General features: G+C 70.6%; 15 protein-coding genes. 8 read left to right on the forward strand and 7 right to left on the reverse strand.

What is annotated here, in order from left to right; translation table 11 throughout:
* Window positions 1–87: 87 nt before the first annotated feature.
* The 3 genes from FBF36_RS02940 to FBF36_RS13390 form a co-directional block, all read right to left on the reverse strand.
* Window positions 88–1,566 carry a flotillin family protein gene (locus FBF36_RS02940; RefSeq protein WP_138137152.1) on the reverse strand — a complete coding sequence of 493 codons (1,479 nt, stop codon included), beginning with the start codon at window positions 1,564–1,566 and terminating at the stop codon, window positions 88–90.
* A gap of 118 nt (window positions 1,567–1,684) precedes the next feature.
* On the reverse strand, window positions 1,685–2,188 hold the full coding sequence (locus FBF36_RS02945) for a nodulation protein NfeD (RefSeq protein ID WP_009394164.1): 504 nt from the start codon (window positions 2,186–2,188) through the stop codon (window positions 1,685–1,687).
* Between the two features lie 106 nt (window positions 2,189–2,294).
* The gene (locus FBF36_RS13390) at window positions 2,295–4,571 is read right to left on the reverse strand and encodes a hypothetical protein (protein WP_225792445.1); all 2,277 of its coding nucleotides are present in this window, start codon (window positions 4,569–4,571) and stop codon (window positions 2,295–2,297) included.
* A 304-nt stretch (window positions 4,572–4,875) separates the two neighbouring features.
* Here FBF36_RS13390 and dhaK point away from each other — a divergent pair, with 304 nt between their 5' ends.
* From dhaK to dhaM, 3 genes are all read left to right on the forward strand, one after another.
* On the forward strand, window positions 4,876–5,892 hold the full coding sequence (gene dhaK, locus FBF36_RS02955; RefSeq protein WP_034491717.1) for a dihydroxyacetone kinase subunit DhaK: 1,017 nt from the start codon (window positions 4,876–4,878) through the stop codon (window positions 5,890–5,892).
* A 67-nt stretch (window positions 5,893–5,959) separates the two neighbouring features.
* A complete protein-coding gene (dhaL, locus tag FBF36_RS02960) occupies window positions 5,960–6,619 on the forward strand; it encodes a dihydroxyacetone kinase subunit DhaL (protein ID WP_138137155.1) in 660 nt (219 codons plus the stop codon).
* The gene (gene dhaM / locus FBF36_RS02965) at window positions 6,616–7,107 is read left to right on the forward strand and encodes a dihydroxyacetone kinase phosphoryl donor subunit DhaM (RefSeq protein WP_138137157.1); all 492 of its coding nucleotides are present in this window, start codon (window positions 6,616–6,618) and stop codon (window positions 7,105–7,107) included. The genes dhaL and dhaM overlap by 4 nt, the downstream gene beginning before the upstream one ends.
* 46 nt (window positions 7,108–7,153) lie before the next feature.
* On the opposite strand, the gene FBF36_RS02970 is transcribed toward dhaM, so the two are convergent.
* Both FBF36_RS02970 and FBF36_RS02975 read right to left on the reverse strand, forming a co-directional pair.
* Entirely contained in the window at window positions 7,154–7,822 is a 669-nt protein-coding gene (locus FBF36_RS02970; protein ID WP_009394109.1) for a potassium channel family protein, read from the reverse strand.
* A gap of 40 nt (window positions 7,823–7,862) precedes the next feature.
* Entirely contained in the window at window positions 7,863–9,461 is a 1,599-nt protein-coding gene (locus tag FBF36_RS02975) for an MFS transporter (protein ID WP_034491321.1), read from the reverse strand.
* A 121-nt stretch (window positions 9,462–9,582) separates the two neighbouring features.
* On the opposite strand from FBF36_RS02975, the gene FBF36_RS02980 reads away from it, so the two are divergent.
* The gene (locus tag FBF36_RS02980) at window positions 9,583–10,257 is read left to right on the forward strand and encodes a TetR/AcrR family transcriptional regulator (protein ID WP_009394112.1); all 675 of its coding nucleotides are present in this window, start codon (window positions 9,583–9,585) and stop codon (window positions 10,255–10,257) included.
* A 72-nt stretch (window positions 10,258–10,329) separates the two neighbouring features.
* Here FBF36_RS02980 and FBF36_RS02985 read toward each other — a convergent pair whose 3' ends face one another.
* Window positions 10,330–11,952: a TrkH family potassium uptake protein gene (locus tag FBF36_RS02985; RefSeq protein ID WP_009394113.1), complete on the reverse strand. Its 1,623-nt coding sequence runs from the start codon at window positions 11,950–11,952 to the stop codon at window positions 10,330–10,332.
* Between the two features lie 276 nt (window positions 11,953–12,228).
* Here FBF36_RS02985 and FBF36_RS02990 point away from each other — a divergent pair, with 276 nt between their 5' ends.
* The 3 genes from FBF36_RS02990 to FBF36_RS03000 all read left to right on the forward strand — a co-directional run bounded on the left by FBF36_RS02990 (window position 12,229) and on the right by FBF36_RS03000 (window position 14,116).
* Complete coding sequence (locus FBF36_RS02990) at window positions 12,229–12,471, forward strand: helix-turn-helix domain-containing protein (protein WP_009394114.1); 243 nt, start codon at window positions 12,229–12,231, stop codon at window positions 12,469–12,471.
* A 147-nt stretch (window positions 12,472–12,618) separates the two neighbouring features.
* On the forward strand, window positions 12,619–12,717 hold the full coding sequence (locus tag FBF36_RS02995) for a 30S ribosomal protein bS22 (RefSeq protein ID WP_003792170.1): 99 nt from the start codon (window positions 12,619–12,621) through the stop codon (window positions 12,715–12,717).
* A gap of 103 nt (window positions 12,718–12,820) precedes the next feature.
* Window positions 12,821–14,116 (forward strand): UDP-N-acetylmuramate dehydrogenase, encoded by a 1,296-nt coding sequence (locus FBF36_RS03000; RefSeq protein ID WP_009394115.1) that lies wholly within the window; start codon window positions 12,821–12,823, stop codon window positions 14,114–14,116.
* Window positions 14,117–14,122: 6 nt separating this feature from the next.
* Here FBF36_RS03000 and FBF36_RS03005 read toward each other — a convergent pair whose 3' ends face one another.
* Window positions 14,123–15,199: an adenosine deaminase gene (locus FBF36_RS03005; protein ID WP_009394116.1), complete on the reverse strand. Its 1,077-nt coding sequence runs from the start codon at window positions 15,197–15,199 to the stop codon at window positions 14,123–14,125.
* A gap of 140 nt (window positions 15,200–15,339) precedes the next feature.
* On the opposite strand from FBF36_RS03005, the gene FBF36_RS03010 reads away from it, so the two are divergent.
* On the forward strand, window positions 15,340–16,587 hold the full coding sequence (locus tag FBF36_RS03010) for a phosphotransferase (protein ID WP_075250038.1): 1,248 nt from the start codon (window positions 15,340–15,342) through the stop codon (window positions 16,585–16,587).
* Window positions 16,588–16,590: the final 3 nt, after the last annotated feature.

A 16,590-nucleotide genomic window follows, 5' to 3' on the forward strand; every position in this document is an offset into this window, starting at 1 on the left:
TATGTTACGTGGCCGGGTGCGGTTGGGTGGAGAAATACCGCACTCGGCCACGTCGATGATCTTGTTTTGTTGCGGACCGGCCGGCTGTCAGTGCTCCGGGTGCTCGACGACGACGACCGGGGCTGCGCCGTCCTGGTTATCGCGGTCGGCGTGGTTAGCGGAGCCGGCGTGGTCGGCGGAGGCGTCCGAGCCCGGCAGGTGGCTGCCCACCATGTCGGTCAGTCCGGTGCCCACGAGGCTGCGCAGGATGAGATCGAGCTGCTCGACGTTGTTGGCCACCGCCTTGGGCAGGGCGGAGGCGCCCTCGGTGGAGATGATCGACAGGTCGCGCACGCTGGCCAGCGGCTCGCTCAGGGCCCTGGCGATCTCGGGGGCCTTGTCCAGCAGCATCTGGCGGGTGGCAGCCTCGCCGTACTTGGCCAGGGCGTCCGCCTTGTCACTCATGGCCTTGGCCTCGGCCTCACCGGCGGCGCGGATCGTGTCGGCCTCGGCCTGGCCTCGGGCCGCGATGGCCTCGGCCTCGGCGCGGGCCTGGGCGGCGGTCGCCTTGGCCTCGGCCTCGGCGCGGGCCACGGTGGCCTGGGCCTGGGCCTCGGCGTCCAGGCGGGTGCGCTCGGCGTCGGCCTGGGCCCGTAGCAGCGCCTCGGTCTTGGAGGCCTGAGCCTCCTGCTCGCGCTGGTAGCGGGCGGCGTCGGCGGGCTTGCGCACCGTGGAGTCCAGCTCGCGCTCGGTCAGGGCGGCCTTGGCCTCGGCCGCCTCCTGCCCGATGATGGCGATCTCGCGCTCCTTGGCGGCGCGGGCGATCGGGCCGGCGGAGTCGGCGTCGGCCTGGGCCTTGTCCGTCTCGGCCTTGAGCTGGGCCTGACGCAGGGACAGGTCGCGCTCGCGCTCGGCGATCTGCTGACGGGAGGTGACCTCGGCGTCGCGGGCCTCGCGCTCGGCGTTGGCCCGCGCGATGCGGGCGTCCTTCTCGACGCGCTGCTGCTCGGGCACACCCAGGGACTCGATGTAACCACCGGCGTCGGTGATCTCGGAGACCTGGAGCATGTCGATCTCCAGACCCATGTTGGCCATGATGCTCTTGGCGTCGTCGAAGACGTTGCGCTGCAGGGCGTCGCGGTCGGAGATGAGGTCGGTGACCGTCATGTGGCCGATGATCGAGCGCAGGGAGCCGATGAGCGCCTCCCGTGCGGAGTCGGCGATGGCCTGGTCCGTGTTGGGCTTGCCCAGGAAGCGCTTGGCCGCGGCGCGCACCTGCTCGTCGGAGTCGCCCACCTTGACGGCGGCGACGGCGGCGACGTTGACGTTGATCTTGTTCTCGTCCTCGGCAGTGACCTTGAAGCCGATCGTGGTCTGGGTGAAGGGCAGGTACTGGATGGTCTGGATGATCGGCAGGACGAAGTCGCGTCCACCGGGGTGGACGATCTTGACCGTGCCCCGGTTCGATCCGGAGATCAGGCCGGTGAGGTTGGAGGGGACGACGACGATGCGGCTGAACAGGTAGGCGACTGCCGCCAGCACGATGATGGCGACGACGGCGATCAGACCGATGACTGATACACCCATACGGGGTTCCTTTCTGTGCGGAGAGACGGGATGAAGAAGGAGGAAGGAGGAGGACGGCGGGGGAAGGGACGGCGCGAGCGACGGGCGGGGTGCGGTCCGTCAGCGGCTCCCGGTGGGCTCAGCTGCTGATCTGCTCCCAGGAGACAATGGCCAGGGTGGAATCGACGGCGTCGAGCACCCAGGCGCTCTGCCCCGAGCGCAGCGGCTGCTCGGATCGCGCCGGCAAGGTGAGCTGGTGGCCGCGCGTGATGGCGCGAACCTCACCGCTGCCGTCCTTCCACCACAGGACGGTGACCTTCTCGCCGACCAGCTCCGCGGCGGTGGGCGGAGCCGTGTCCAACGGCATGGAGCGGTGGAGCCGGTTCCACAGCCAGCGCATGAGCGCACCGGATCCGAGGGCCGCTGCGGTGGGAACACCCCACAGCACCGCCGCCGGCACCTGCGCGTCGGCCGAGCCCGTCGTCGCTGTCACCCCCATGCCGATGGCGCCGAACACGGCCACCGGCAGAGCGAGGATCGGCACGAGCCCATCGGGCAGGAGGGCGTCCAGCAGTCCGTCGAACAGGATGCCGGCCACCAGGAGGGTGCAGCCGATGATCGCGCACCAGGCGAAGATGCCCACACCAGTTCCCTTCCGCGCAGGCCCCTTGGCCTCCGACACCTGGATTCTGCCACGCAGGCCGGCATATGAAGCCGGGGTTGGGATGGGAAGAACAACCCGGTGGGACTCAGGCTCCGCGGGCGCGCGGCAGCCGACCGGAGTCATGCAGGGACTGTGCAGCCGAGGGCCAGGGCGTCGCCGCCGGGATGGCCGTCGCCGCAGAGGGGGCGGTGGTGACGGTCATGGTCTCCGCCGCCGGATCGACTGCGGGGCCGGGGCCGTCCGGGATGGCTGTGTGGACTGTCCTGGCCGTGCTGGCTGTGCTGGCTGTGCTGGCCACGACCGCTGCCGCACGGTGCGCTCCGACGGCGTCGGCGGGGACGGCGTCGGCGGGGACGGCGGGGACGGCGTCGGCGGCAGCCACTGCTGAGGACTGCTCGGCCTGCTGGGACGCGGAGAGGACGGGCAGGCCGGATGGTGCGGATACAGGATGGTTGATGCTCCCCGGCACCTGAGCGGGCGCCTGGGCCGCGCCCTGAGACGGGAGGAATCCGTAGCCGGTCGCTCCTGCTGGGCCGACGGCCGAGGCGGGTCCCGCAGGCACGACCGCAATCGGGGACGGCTGAGGGCCTGTGGGCACCATGACGGTCTGCGCGGATACTGCCGCGGCCCTCGCGGCGAGCACGTCCTGCTGTGCGGGCGGTGGGCTCGCGTGGGTGCGGATGTGCTCGGAGTGCGGCTGTACCGGCTGGGGCATTGCCTGCGCAGCGGCGGCGGGAGCAGTCGGTGCGGCCAGTGATGCGGGCTCTTCGGGGGCGCCCGGTGCGCCTGAGACGTGCGAATCGGTGGCGTGGCGCCCGGTCGGTGTCCCGGGGAGAGCCGGGGCGAAGACGGGGGAGGTCTCCTCGGTGTTGGCTGACGCCGTCGATGCTCCCGAGGTCGGAGCCACCGAGGAGGCCAGGGGCGATGCCGCCATCGTCCCTGAGGCCGTCACCGCATCAGGAACAGCGGCCGCCTGCATGGATGATGATCCGGTCAGGTCCGTCTGAGCGTGTCGACGGCGGGAGATGCGGCTGGGGGTCGGGTCCTCGAAGACGGGCCTGCGGGTCTCGGGCTCCCGGTGACTCGTCGGGCCCGCGGTGGACTGTTGGGACTGACCGCTGCGCGCTGAGCTCTCCATGGGTGGTGCCTGCTGGGCTCCGACGGCCTGTGACTGTGCGCCGGTGAGTGAGTCGGTGGGCGGTCCAGAGGACGCGTCGGGCTGCACTGCCTGGGGGAATACGGTGGCTGCCGTGGGTGACGGCTCCACGCCGCTGGGCCGGATACCCGGGGCTGAGGTCGAAGGAGACGGTTCGGCCGCCGATTCATGCCAGGGGGAGGTAGCCGTCGTCGTTGCCGTCGATGCCGGCCGAGTCGGCTCAGGAACAGTCGTGGAGCTCGACGGGGCCGCTGCGCGTCCGCCTCGACGGCCAGGAGTGAGTGGAGGCCACACGACATCGGAGTCGGGCAGCCCGGTGGTGGCCTGAGCGGACGCGTCGGGCAGCGCGGTGGTGGCCTGAGCGGCCGCCGCCGGGGCCTCCCGTGCCACCCGGCTCTGCGTCCGCCGCGAGCGCCGCCGGGGCTCGGCGCCGGAGGTGCTCGCGCCGCCCGCAGCGGGCACGGCTCTTGTGGATCCGGTGGCGCCGGCGGAGGCGGCGGGAGTCGGGTAGTCGGCGAACTTGGCGATGTGGTCGAGGTCGTAGTGGGTCGGGTCCTGCCCGGCGTTGCGTAGCACGTCCTCCAGGGGGCTGAGCAGGGCCAGCCGGAAGGCGGGGTCGACGCAGCGGGCGTTGACGGCACCCCAGATCTGGTCGGCCGTCAGGGACTCCTCGGAGGAGCCCAGGTCGTTGCGGATCGCGGTGACCAGGTCCGCCTCCAGGCGCGCGTAGGCCATGGCGTAGGCGCTGGGCCACGGGGCCTCGGGCCGCTGGCTGCGCAGGAGGGCGAAGTTCCGCATGGCGCGCAGCACCTCGTCCGAGCCACCTACCAGCGCCCCCACCCGCAGACGGTCCAGCGCCTCGTTCTTCATCGTCCCGGTGCCCTCAGGGCCCAGCAGGTGCTTGGAGTCCTCGACGACCTCACGGAGGAAGACCCGGTAGGCGGCGACACTGTCGGGTGTTGTGCGCTCCTTGGTCATCGAGTGCAGCCGTTCGGCGGCGTGACGCGCCGCCATACGGGCCGAGCTGGCCTCGGACTGGACCTCGTTGATCCGTGAGATGCTCGCCCGGGAGATCCGTGAGGCCTCCTTGAGGGCCAGGTCCGCATGCGCCGTCGAGCGCCGTGCGGCGAAGACAGCGGCAACGGCGACCAGGATGGAGACACCGGCTGCGATAGTGGCCACGACGGCGACAACGGACAGATCCATACCCCTATCCTGCCCGTAACCGACCCGGTGGTGCCGCGGAAAAAGCGCCTCTCCAGACAGTCCCCAGAATCTCTGCGGGTGACACTCAGGCAGGTCGTGGCCGCGCTCACGCGATAGGAGGGTGAGGGGGCGTGGTCGGTGGTGCGGTGCTTCAGGATGCGCCGACCCCTGGGTGCTCCGACTGGGTGCTCCGACGCGCATCTGCTCCTGCACGATCGCGATGACCTGCACCGATGTGCACAGGGTGAGACCCTCGGAGCCTGAGACGCCGCACGCGGGCTCGTGGCGCGGTAGCGTCGGCGCCATGAAGAAACTCATCAACGCCGTTGACAACGTGGTCACCGACGCCCTGCGGGGCATGGCCGCGGCCCACCCCCTCGAGCTCGACGTCGACCTCGACCGGCACATCGTCTACCGCCGCCGACCCAAGGAGGAGGGCAAGGTCGCCATCATCTCCGGGGGAGGCAGCGGGCACGAGCCTCTCCACGGCGGCTTCGTGGGCGCCGGCATGCTCGACGCCGCCTGTGCCGGCGAGATCTTCACCTCCCCGGTCCCCGACCAGGTGGTGGCCGCCACCAGCGCCGTCGACCGCGGTGCCGGCGTGCTGCACATCGTCAAGAACTACACCGGCGACGTCATGAACTTCGAGATGGCCGCCGAGATCGTCGACGCCGAGTCGGGCATCCAGGTCGCCGGCGTCGTCACCAACGACGACGTCGCCGTCGAGGACTCCCTCTACACCGCCGGACGCCGCGGTGTGGGCGTGACCGTCATGGTGGAGAAGATCGCCGGCGCCGCCGCCGAGCAGGGACGCCCGCTGGACGAGGTCGCCGGCATCGCGGCACGCGTCAACGCAGCCGGCAGGTCCATGGGCATGGCCCTGACCTCCTGCACCGTCCCGGCCAACGGCAAGCCCTCCTTCGACCTGCCCGACGACGAGATGGAGATCGGCATCGGCATCCACGGCGAGCCCGGACGCCACCGCGAGAAGGTCGCCCCCGCCGCCGAGATCGCCGAGCGCCTCGTCACCCCGATCCTGGCCGAGCTCACCGAGCTGGAGCCCGCCGGCGCCGACGAGGGCGTCATCGCCATGGTCAACGGCATGGGCGCCACCCCGCTGCTCGAGCTCTACCTCATGTACGGCGAGATCGCCCGCCTCCTCCAGGGAGCCGGGATCACCGTGGCCCGCAACCTCGTGGGAAACTACATCACCAGCCTCGACATGGCCGGCTGCTCCCTGACCCTGGTGCGCGCCGACGCCGAGCTGCTGAGCCTGTGGGACGCCCCGGTCAACACGCCCGGCCTGCGCTGGGGCGTGTGAGGACCTGACACAATCGGGGTGCCCGGATCGCGTGCGGGCACCCTACGGAGACTGAAGGAGAAGCGACATGACCGCAGAGGTGGGAGCCGCCCGCCACTCGCTGAGCGTGGCGGACCTGGCGGCCTGGGTGCGCCTCAGCGCCGCACTCGTCGCCGAGTACGCCGAGGAGCTCACCGACCTGGACGCCGCCATCGGCGACGCCGACCACGGCGCCAACATGAAGCGCGGCCTGGCCGCCGCCGCCGAGGCGGTGCAGACGGGCGGCTTCACCAGTGCCGACGCCCTGCTCAAGAAGGTCGGCACGACCCTGGTCTCCACCGTCGGGGGCGCCTCCGGGCCCCTGTACGGCACCTTCTTCCTGCGCGCCGGCGGCGCCGTGGCCGGCCTGGAGGCGCTCGACGCCCAGGCGCTCGCGGGTGCCCTGGAGGCCGGGGTCGGCGGTATCGCCGCGCGGGGGCGCGCCACCACGGGGGAGAAGACCATGCTCGACGCCTGGAGCCCGGCCCTGGAGGCCCTGCGCGCCCAGCCCGACGACCTCGCCGCGGGCGTCTCCGCTGCGGCGCGGGCCGCGGCCGAGGGACGCGACGCCACCAAGCCCATGGTGGCCACCAAGGGGCGGGCCTCCTACCTGGGGGAGCGCTCGGTGGGGCACATCGACCCCGGCGCCGCCTCCACGGTCCTGCTGCTGACGGCCCTGGACGACGTCGTGACCGGAAGGGCGTCATGAGTCCGGTGAGTCCCGTAAGCCCCTCCGCCCCCGAGCCGGTCCCTGAGCTGACACGGTCGAGCGGTGCCGCAGTGAGTGTCGGCATCGTCCTGGTCTCCCACTCCCGCGCCCTGGCCGAGGCCGCCCTGGACCTGGCGCATCGGCTCATCGTGGCTGTTGACGTCCCCGTCGAGACGGCCGCAGGACTCGCTGGCGGCGAGCTGGGCACCGACCCCGGCGCCGTCGTCGAGGCCGTGGAGCGTCTCGCCGACCACTGCGAGGGCGTCCTGGTCCTGGCCGACCTGGGCAGCGGGATCATGAGCGCCGAGATGGCCCTGGAGATGCTCGAGCCGGCCCTCGCCGAGCGGACGCGCCTGTCAGCGGCGCCCTTCGTCGAAGGTCTGCTCGGTGCCTACGGCGCTGCCGGGATCGGCAAGGACCTTGAGGCAGTGGCCGCTGAGGCCGACGGCGCCGCCGAGGCCAAACGCTCCCAGGTGGCCGCCTTCTGATGTGTTTCTGACGCGCTGAGAGGCGCGTGTCAGGGCCGCCTGCCACTCACGCGCGGTTGGCGAAGCGCTCCAGGAGGGCGGCGTCCCCGCCGACGACGAGCACGTCCTCGGCTGAGACCAGGGTGTCGGGGGTGGCGTACTCGAAGGGCTCGCCCGGGCTCATGAGACCGAAGACGGTCACCCCGTAACGCGAGCGCACCTTGGACTGGCCGATGGTGAAGCCATGTAGCTCCGTGGGCGGACGCATCTTGACGATGGTGAAGCCGCCCTTCTCCATCTCGATGTAGTCGAGCATGCGGCCCGAGACGAGGTGGGCGGCGCGCTGACCGGCGTCGAACTCGGGGTAGACGACGTGCTGGGCGCCGATGCGGCGCAGGATGCGGCCGTGGGCGCGGGAGATGGCCTTGGCCCAGATCTGGGGGGTCTCCAGGTCCACGAGGTTGCCGGTGATGAGGACGGAGGCCTCCAGGGAGGTCGCCACCCCCACGACCGCGGTGCCGAACTCGGTGGCGCCCAGCTGCTCAAGGGCCTCCACGTCCGTGGCGTCGGCCTCCACCAGGGGGATGCGGCCGGTCCACTGTCGCACGGTCGCGGGATTGGCCTCCACGGCCAGCACCTCGCGCCCCAGCCGGTCCAGGGTGGCGGCCACGGCCGAGCCGAAGCGTCCCAGCCCGATGACGAGCGTGGAGTCGGTGCGCGAGAGCGGGGCAGGCATGAGGTCTCCTGAGGTCGGCCATGAGGCAGTGGCCTCTACGCTACCGCCTGCGGTGCCGGCGGAGGCTCAGGCCGATCCCGCACACCACCAGGACCGCTACCGCTCCCGCCAGGATCCAGGCCATCATCGAGAAGCCGCCGGAGTAGGCCTCGATCTGCGCCCGGTCGATGAGCTGGGCCTTGAGGGACTCGATGATCTGCTTGCCTGCGGACGACTGTGGCAGGGCCTGGGCCCGCATCATCACCTCCATGGCTGTCGCCTTGACCTCTGCGGCATGGTTGGTCACGTAGTCCTCGGCGTGCTGGGTGGCGTAGGACGTCATGAGTGCTACCCCGAAGGAGCCACCGATCTGCTGGGATGCGCTGAGGATCGCCGAGGCCAGTCCGGTCCGCTTCGCATCCACCCCGCGAGTGCCGGAGTTGAAGGTGACCGGCATCGTCAGCCCCAGGCCCATCCCGAAGACGATGAGGCCGGGCAGTGCCACGTGCTCGTAAGTCGATTCCGTGGTCATGCGGGAGAAGATGAGGAAGGATCCCGCCAATACTGCCAGCCCCAGTGGCAGGGTGCCGCGCGCCCCGAGCCTGGGCACGATGATGCGCCCGGCCGGGATCGCGGTGGCGATCAACGCAAGGACCATCGGGAGGAAGACGACCCCGCTCTTGAGGGGCGAGTAGCCGAAGTGGTTCTGCATGTAGTAGGTCAGGTAGATGATCGCCCCCATCTGGGCGGCGCCGACGACGAACTGCGTGGCGTAGGAGGCCGCCCGCACCGGCAGCGCCATCATCGACAGGGGCAGCACCGGTCGATTCGCGAAACGCTCACGGACCACGAACAGCGCCGCGGCGATGCCGCCCAGGGCCAGCCAGCTGACGGTCGACGTGGAGGTCCAGGAGGTCTGCTGGGCCCGGTCGAGCCCGTAGACGGCGCTGAAGCAGGCTCCGCAGCCCAGGACCAGGCCGCTCAGGTCATCAGTGATGCGTGAGCCGCGGTCGCGCTGGTCGGCCGGCGGCAGGCTGCGCTGCCCGATGAGCAGGGCGGCGGCGGCCAGGAAGATGTTGATGTAGAGGGCCCAGCGCCAGCTGAACCAGTCGGTCAGTGCTCCGCCGACAAGCAGTCCGACAGCCGCTCCCAGGCCGCCAGTGGCGCCGAAGATCGCGAAGACCCGCTCGCGCTCGGTGCGCTCGGTGAAGGTGACATTGAGCAGTGACTGTGAGGTGGGGGCCAGCAGGGCGCCGAAGCAGCCCTGGGCCACGCGGGCCGCCAGCAGGACGGAGAAGGAGGTCGCCATCCCGGCTGCGAGGCTGGCGATCCCGAAGCCGATCAGACCGACCTGGTAGGAGCGGCGGATACCGACCACGGCGCAGAGCCTTCCCCCGAAGAGCACGAGGCCTCCGAAGGCCAGGCTGTAGCCGGTGACCGTCCACGGGCTCTGGGACACGGTCATCCCCAGGTCCTCCTGCATGTGCGGCAGGGCGATGGCGATGATCGTCAGGTCCAGGACGATCATCAGCTGGGTGAGGACGGCGCTGACCATGACCGCGCGGCGGTTGGGGCGCCGTGTCGTCGGGAGGATCTCTTCTTGTGTCTCCTGTGCCGGCTCAGTCCGCGCTTCGAGAGTGGATGTCGCTGAGGGTGCCATCGAGAACCTCCATAACAAAACAATCGTTTCTGTTTGTGGTTGGGAGTTTAGGTGTCTTGCGACGCTCAGTCAACAACGGTCGTTTCGATTTGTGTTGGGGTGAGTCACCTATGCTGGAGGTATGCCACGAGTGACTGCCGCCCACCGCGAGCGTCAGACCGACCGGATCCTGCAGGCTGCCGAGGAGTGCTTCGCGCGCAGCGGCTTCCAGGCCGCCTCCATGGACGAGGTCATCGCAACGGCTGGAATGTCGTCGTCGACCGTTTACCGCTACTTCCCCGAGGGCAAGCGCTCCCTCATTCGGGCGGTCCTGAGCAGACGCATGGGGCCGCTCGTCGAGAGGATCAAGCGGATCGCCGAGTCCGAGGAACCGCTCGACTTCGAGCGGGACTTCATTGAGGCGCTCACCCTGCTCAACTACCAGCGGCACGGCGCGCTGGCCGACTCAGGGGCGGACCAGCAGGATGACGCTCTCGAGGGCTCCGACGGCGTGGGCCTGAGCTCCTGGGCGCCTCTGGCCTACCACGCCTGGGGGGAGCTGACTCGCGATCCTGAGACGGGTGTCCTGGTTCAGGAGAGCTACCGTGACATCCACAGCGGTCTCACCCGCCTGTGTCGCAACGGGCAGAGGGCGGGGACGATCTCCGACCGTCTGCGTCCCGAGCAGCTGGCGTCCCTCATCCAGAGCGTCTCCTTCGGTCTCATCGTCGAGCAGCTCATCACTGGTCGGGCTGATGTGGAGGGGGCGGCCAGTACCCTCAGGCAGCTGCTCGCCCCGGAGAGGACTCGGTCCTGACTGGCCTCTGCGGCGTCTGCTGGTTCTTGGGAGCCGGCGGGCCCGCCCGATGCGGTAGGGCTGCCGCCCTGGTCAGCCGATCATTGGGCTGGCCTCGGGCATCCGGATGACGCGGCGCCGCTCGCGCAGCGCCAGGGCGCTGGCCGCCGTCATCGTGCCCACGCGGCCGACGAACATGAGCGCCACGATGACGTACTTGGCCCCGTCCGGCAGGGAGGGGGTGATGCCCGTGGACAGGCCCACGGTCGCGAAGGCGCTGATGACCTCGAAGAGGATCCGATCCAGGGGCAGGCTGGTCATCTGCAGGAGCAGAAGCGTGGCCAGTCCGATGACGCTGGAGCCGATGAAGGCCACCGCCACGCTCAGGCGCACGGTCGAGGGGGTGATGCGCCGCCCGAAGGCCTCGATGTCCTGGTCGCCGCGGGCCTCGGCGAGGATCGCCAGCAGCAGGACCGCGAAGGTCGTCACCTTGATGCCGCCGGCCGTCGAGGCCGAACCGCCCCCGACGAACATGAGGGCGTCCTGGAGGAACCAGGTCGCCTCGTGCATGTGCTCGGGCGGGATCGTGGACAGCCCCGAGGAGCGGGCGTTGACGCCGTTGACGAGCGCCGTCATGATCTTTCCGCTCGTGGGCAGGGATCCGTAGGTGAGCGGGTTGTTCCACTCGAAGGCGGCGATGGCGATGGTCGAGGCGACCGTGAGGGCCAGGTAGGTCGTCAGGGTGAGCTTCGTGTGCAGGCTCCACGTCCAGGGGCGGCGTCGTCGGCCCATGATGTCCAGGATGACGGGGAAGCCGACGGCGCCCATGAAGGTCCCCAGGATGATCGGCAGGCCGATCCACCAGTCGGTGGAGTAGGCCTCCAGTCCCTCGGGCATGATGACGAAACCGGCGTTGTTGAAGATCGACAGCGCCATGAAGACCGCGTACCACAGGGCGTGGCCCACGTCGAGGCCGTGGCTGAGGAAGGGCAGCAGCAGCATGAGCGTCAGGAGGAGCTCGCAGCCGGTGGCCGTGTAGATGACGGCGCGCAGCAGCCGCCCCACCTCTCCCAGGCGCGACTGGTTCTCCGAGGCCGCCAGCATCCGCTGAGTCAGTCCCACGTGCCGGGACACCGCCAGGGACAGCAGCGAGGCCAGGGTCATGACGCCCAGGCCGCCCACGGCCGCGGCCAGGATGATGACGACGTGCCCGAAGGTGGACCAGTAGGTCGCCGTGTCCACCGTGCTCAGACCGGTGACGCACACGGCCGAGGTGGCGGTGAACAGGGCGTCGAGAAAGTCGGCGTGCTCCCCGCTGGTCGTGGAGATGGGAAGACTGAGAAGGGCGGTCACCACGACGATGATGGCGGCGAAGACGGCGACGGCCAGCCGGGCCGGGTAGAAGCGGGCCGCACGCGCGATCTGGCCGAGTGGCTCGATGTGCCTGAGCAGACGGCGCACTCCGGTGGGCTCCGTGCCCGGCAGCGGGGGGAGGGGTGACGGCTCCTCGAGGGGGTCGGTTCTGTTGCCGGCCGCCGGGTGCTTCTTGTACCGCTTCCACGGACGGCCGACGACACCCACGAGCGGGGCGTGCCAGTGGGCCTGGCGGCGGCTGCCGGCCTGCGGTGCTCCGCGCCTCCCGGTTGGCGACTCGCCTCGGGGTCCGCGGTCGGGCTCCGGCTCCTGTGCGGTGTCTGTCTGGGGCACGGTCGCCATTGTGGTCCTGCTGGCACGACTTCGTCACGTTCCCCGGCGTCCTGGGGTGGGCGTGTTCTGCGGGGCGGTGATTGCGGCCCGACGCTCGCAGTGAGGGTGACCGGGGGCGTCAGATGGATTGCTGAGGTTGCGGCAGCGACAGTTGGTACCCGAGTGTGAAATGCGACGCCTGTGGTGAATGGTGTCCGGGAAATCCTGTGCGAAGGCTGATGCGGGGATATATTGGCTGTGTTCCTGCCCCGAAGGGGCCACCCGCGACGAACGGACCTCAAGCTCATGGCACCGGGCCTTCCCACATCCCCCAGCGCCTCTGGCGCCCCCTCGTTCCTCACCGTGGCTGAGGTGGCGGCGATGCTGCGCGTGTCCAAGATGACCGTCTACCGGATGGTGCACTCCGGCGACCTGCCCGCGATGCAGGTCGGGCGCTCCTTCCGTGTCCCCGAGCGTGCCGTTCACGACTACCTGGCCGCGGGACTGGGTGACTGGGGCCACGACGCGTCAGAGGCATCAGGGTCCTAGGAGCCGCTACACTCAGGCGGTCACCTGCGTGGTCGGCCGCTGAGCCTCACGCGCCGACCAACCGCCCCATGGCATAACCCTCGCCGGCCTGCCTCGGCTCGCAGGGAGGGTCTGCGGGCACTACGAAGCGAACTGCGAGGAGATCTCATGGGATCCGTCATCAAGAAGCGCCGTAAGCGCATGGCCAAGAAGAAGCACCGCAAGCTGCTTCGCAAGACGCGTCACCAGCGTCGCAACAAGAAGTGAGACGAGCGGCCCGTCCGCGTCTCGGGGCTCCGTGCACACTGCTGGTGTGAGCGGGGCCCTGCTTGTCTCACGAGGAACCGACCAGGAAGAGCGGAGATCTTCGTTGACCACCACCCCAGATGACCGCGCCCCCGCTGAGGTGTCGACTGCGCCGGCCGCGCCGTCGACTGAGCCGCAGCTGGTGGAAGGCGACTGCACCGTCCCGCTGAGCGTCGACGTCGACCCGTCCGCCTGGCCCGCACCCGTTCAGGCCCTGGCGCACTCGCCGGGCTCCGACGTCCGACCGACCACCCTGGCCGAGCTGACCACGCTTCGCGTGGGTGGCCCGGTGGGCACCTACGTCGAGGCCACCACCCAGAGTGAGCTCACCGAGGCGATCCGCGAGGCGGACGCCGCCGGAACGCCCGTCCTCGTCATCGGCGGCGGCTCCAACATCATGGCCTCCGATGCCGGCTTCGACGGACTTGTCATCCGGGATGCCCGTGCTGAGGTCTCACTCGTCTCGGACTCGGTGTGCGGCGGCGTCGAGGTCACCGCTACTGCCGGCACCACCTGGGACGACCTGGTGCGCGAAGCCATCGCCAGCCAGTGGGCCGGGTTCGCGCCCCTGTCCGGGATTCCCGGCACGGTGGGCGCAGCCCCTGTGCAGAACGTCGGGGCCTACGGCGCCGAGGTCGCCGAGCTCATCGCCAGCGTGCGAGCCTGGGACCGCCTGCGCAACCGGGTGGTCTGGCTGGCCCTGGGCGAGCTGGGACTGGCCTACCGGGACTCGCGTCTCAAGCAGTCCCTCACTGACACCGAGGCGGGTGGCGGACGCCTGTGGGGGCCGACCGGACGCTGGGTGGTTCTTGACGCCACCTTCGCCGTGCGACAGGGCTCCCTGTCCTCCCGGATCGCCTACTCCCAGCTGGCCGGGGCGCTCGGCGTCGAGCTGGGCGAGCGCGTGCCTGAGCGCGAGCTGCGTGAGGCGGTTCTCGAGCTGCGCCGCTCCAAGGGGATGGTGCTGGACGGCGCCGACCACGACACCTGGTCGGCCGGCTCCTTCTTCACCAACCCGATCCTGACCACGGCCGAGGCCGAGCGCCTGCCCGAGGACGCGCCCCGCTTTCCGGTCACCGACCACTCGCAGGTGGTGCTCGGCACCAAGGCGGCCCCCGTCATCGAGGGGCTGGTCAAGACCAGCGCCGCCTGGCTCATCGACCACGCGGGGTTCACCAAGGGCTTCGCCGTGGAGGCCGGTGCGCCGGCCGGACTGTCCACCAAGCACGTTCTGGCGCTGACCAACCGGGGCGGCGCGACCGGGACCGACCTGGCTCGTCTGCGTGACGCGGTCGTGACCGGAGTGCGCGAGCGCTACGGCGTCACCCTCGTGCCCGAGCCCGTCCAGGTCGGCTTCTAGGTCCTGTCACGAAAGCCGGGCTGGCTCCGGTGCGTGGCTTCCAGAGGGCTCTGTTGCCGACGCCTGGTCGGGCGATGCCAGCCAGGCGTCCACCTCGGCCAGCCATGCCTGCTTAGCCGTCGGTGAGGCCAGGCAGGCGCGGATCGATCCGCGGGCCAGCTCAGCCAGCTCTGCGTCGGTGCAGCCCAGGGTCCGGGCGATCTCGTACTGGTTGACGAGCCGGGACTGGAAGAGCAGGGGGTCGTCGGCGCTCAGGGCGATCTGCGCCCCATGGCTCATGAGCGTGCGCAGCGGGACGTCGTCGGGGCTGTGATAGACGCCCAGGCTCACGTTGGAGGCCGGGCAGACCTCGAGGCTGATGCCTGAGGCGACAATCGCGTCCAGCAGGGCGGGGTCCTCGCCGGCGCGTACACCGTGGCCCAGGCGTGTGGGGCCGAGCGCGGAGACGACCTCACGCAGGTGGTCGGGTCCCAAGAGCTCCCCTCCGTGTGGCATGGAGGCCAGGCCGCCCCGGCGGGCGATGGCGAAGGCTCGCTCCCAGGAGGAGGTCCGCCCGGCGCGCTCGTCGTTGGACAGGCCGAAGCCGATCACCTCGCCCGGCTGGTCCCCGGCGTAGCGCACCGCCAGGCGTGCGAGTGCACGGGCGTCCAGCGGGTGACGCATCCGGGAGGCCGCCACGATGACCGCCACCTCCACTCCGCTCAGGGTCGTGGCCTGCTTGGCGGCGTCGAGGATGATCTCCAGGGCGGGGGTGATCCCGCCGACGAAGGGGGCATAGCTGGTCGGGTCGACCTGGATCTCCAGGCGGCGCGAGCCCTCGGCGGCGTCGTCCAGAGCGGCCTCCAGGACGATGCGGCGCATGACCTCCTCAGTGCGAACCAGGGCCCTGGCCGTGTCGTAGGCGCGCTGGAAGCGGAACCAACCGCGACGGTCTGCGGGGACGCGCAGAGGGTCGCCGTCCAGAAAGTTCGACGGCAGGCGCGTGCGCGCGGAGGAGGCCAGCTCGATGAGGGTGTCCAGGCGCATCGACCCCGTGAAGTGCAGGTGCAGGTGCGCCTTGGGAAGAGTGGCGAGGTCTCGCATGGGTGGATTCTTCCACGTGTTCGCACTCCACCGGCAGCCCACCTGCGCACGGCGAGAGGTGACCGCTGCTTCCGCTGTTGCCGAACACCAGGGGCCGTTTTAGAAGCGAACCACCAGGTGGGTGGGGCAGACTAACTGTCATGAACCACTCGTCGGCGTCCCAGGAGCCCGAGGAGGTGGCCCTGCTGACGGGGCCGCGCGCCGCGTCCGTGCTCTCCGCCGCCCTCGCCCCGGCCGGCCAGCGTCTGGCCAGCTGGGAGGTCCACTCAGTTCACCACCGCCCCGGAGCGGGTGTGTCCGTGGGGTACACGGCTGTTGTCGTCGCACCCAACGGGCGTTCCACCACCGAGTACCTGTGCGCTACGACGGCTCGCCTGTCCAACCCGCACGCACCTGGACTGACCCGAGTCGCCCCCACTGGCGGGGACGGTCCCGCGGTTCACGTGTGGCGTCACCCGGCCGACCCCGAGCTGCCCGGTCTGGTGGTGGCCTGCACGCCCTCGCTGCTCTCAGCCCGGATCGGTACTCAGGTCAAGGCCACGATGGTCGCCTACCGGCCTACGCGTCGAGCGGTCGTGCGTGCCACCTTCCCGGACGAGACCACCGCCTACGCCAAGGTCCTGCGTCCGAGCCAGGCTCCGTCCTTCGCTCAGCGGCACCGCCTGCTGACGGCCTCAGGCGTGCCCGCGCCCGAGGTCCTGCGGGAGGACCCCGATGGCCTCGTCCTGCTGTCCACCGGTCGGGGAGTTGCCCTGTCCGGCCTGCTGTCCCAGGGCATGAGCGTGTCGCGCAGCGAACGCGTCTTCAACGGTCTCATCTCACTACTGGACGCCCTCCCGGCCAGCGCCATGCAGCTGCCGGCGCACGCCGCCTGGTCGGAGCGGGCCCGCCACTACGCGCACGCCGCCGCCACGGTTCTGCCCGAGCACGCCGCCCGTGCCCGGGCCGTGGCCGAAGGGGTCGAGCAGCTCATGGCCGCCTCCGACGCCGGCCGGCCGGTCCCGGTCCACGGCGACTTCTACGAGGCCAATGTCCTCATGGAGGGCGAGGCCGTCACCAGCCTGCTCGACGTGGACTCCCTGGGACCCGGTTACCGGGTTGATGACCTGGCCTGCCTGTTGGGGCACGTCAGCGTGCTGGACCATCTGGCGCCCGCCTCCTACCCGAAGCTGCGCCCCATCCTGGAGACCTGGACCCGTATGGCCGAGCGGCAGGTGGACCCGGTCTCCCTGCGTGCTCGCTGCGCCGGCGTGGTCCTGTCCCTGGTGGCCGGTGCCCGCCGCGAGGACGGTGGTCCGTGGCGGCCCGATGCCGAGGGCCGCCTCGCCCGGGCCGAGACCTGGCTGGCGCAGGGCCGCGAGATCCAGGCCCGCCGCGGCGCCCACTGAGTC

This window comes from Actinomyces sp. oral taxon 171 str. F0337 (assembly GCF_005696555.1).
Taxonomy (GTDB): domain Bacteria; phylum Actinomycetota; class Actinomycetes; order Actinomycetales; family Actinomycetaceae; genus Actinomyces; species Actinomyces oris_E.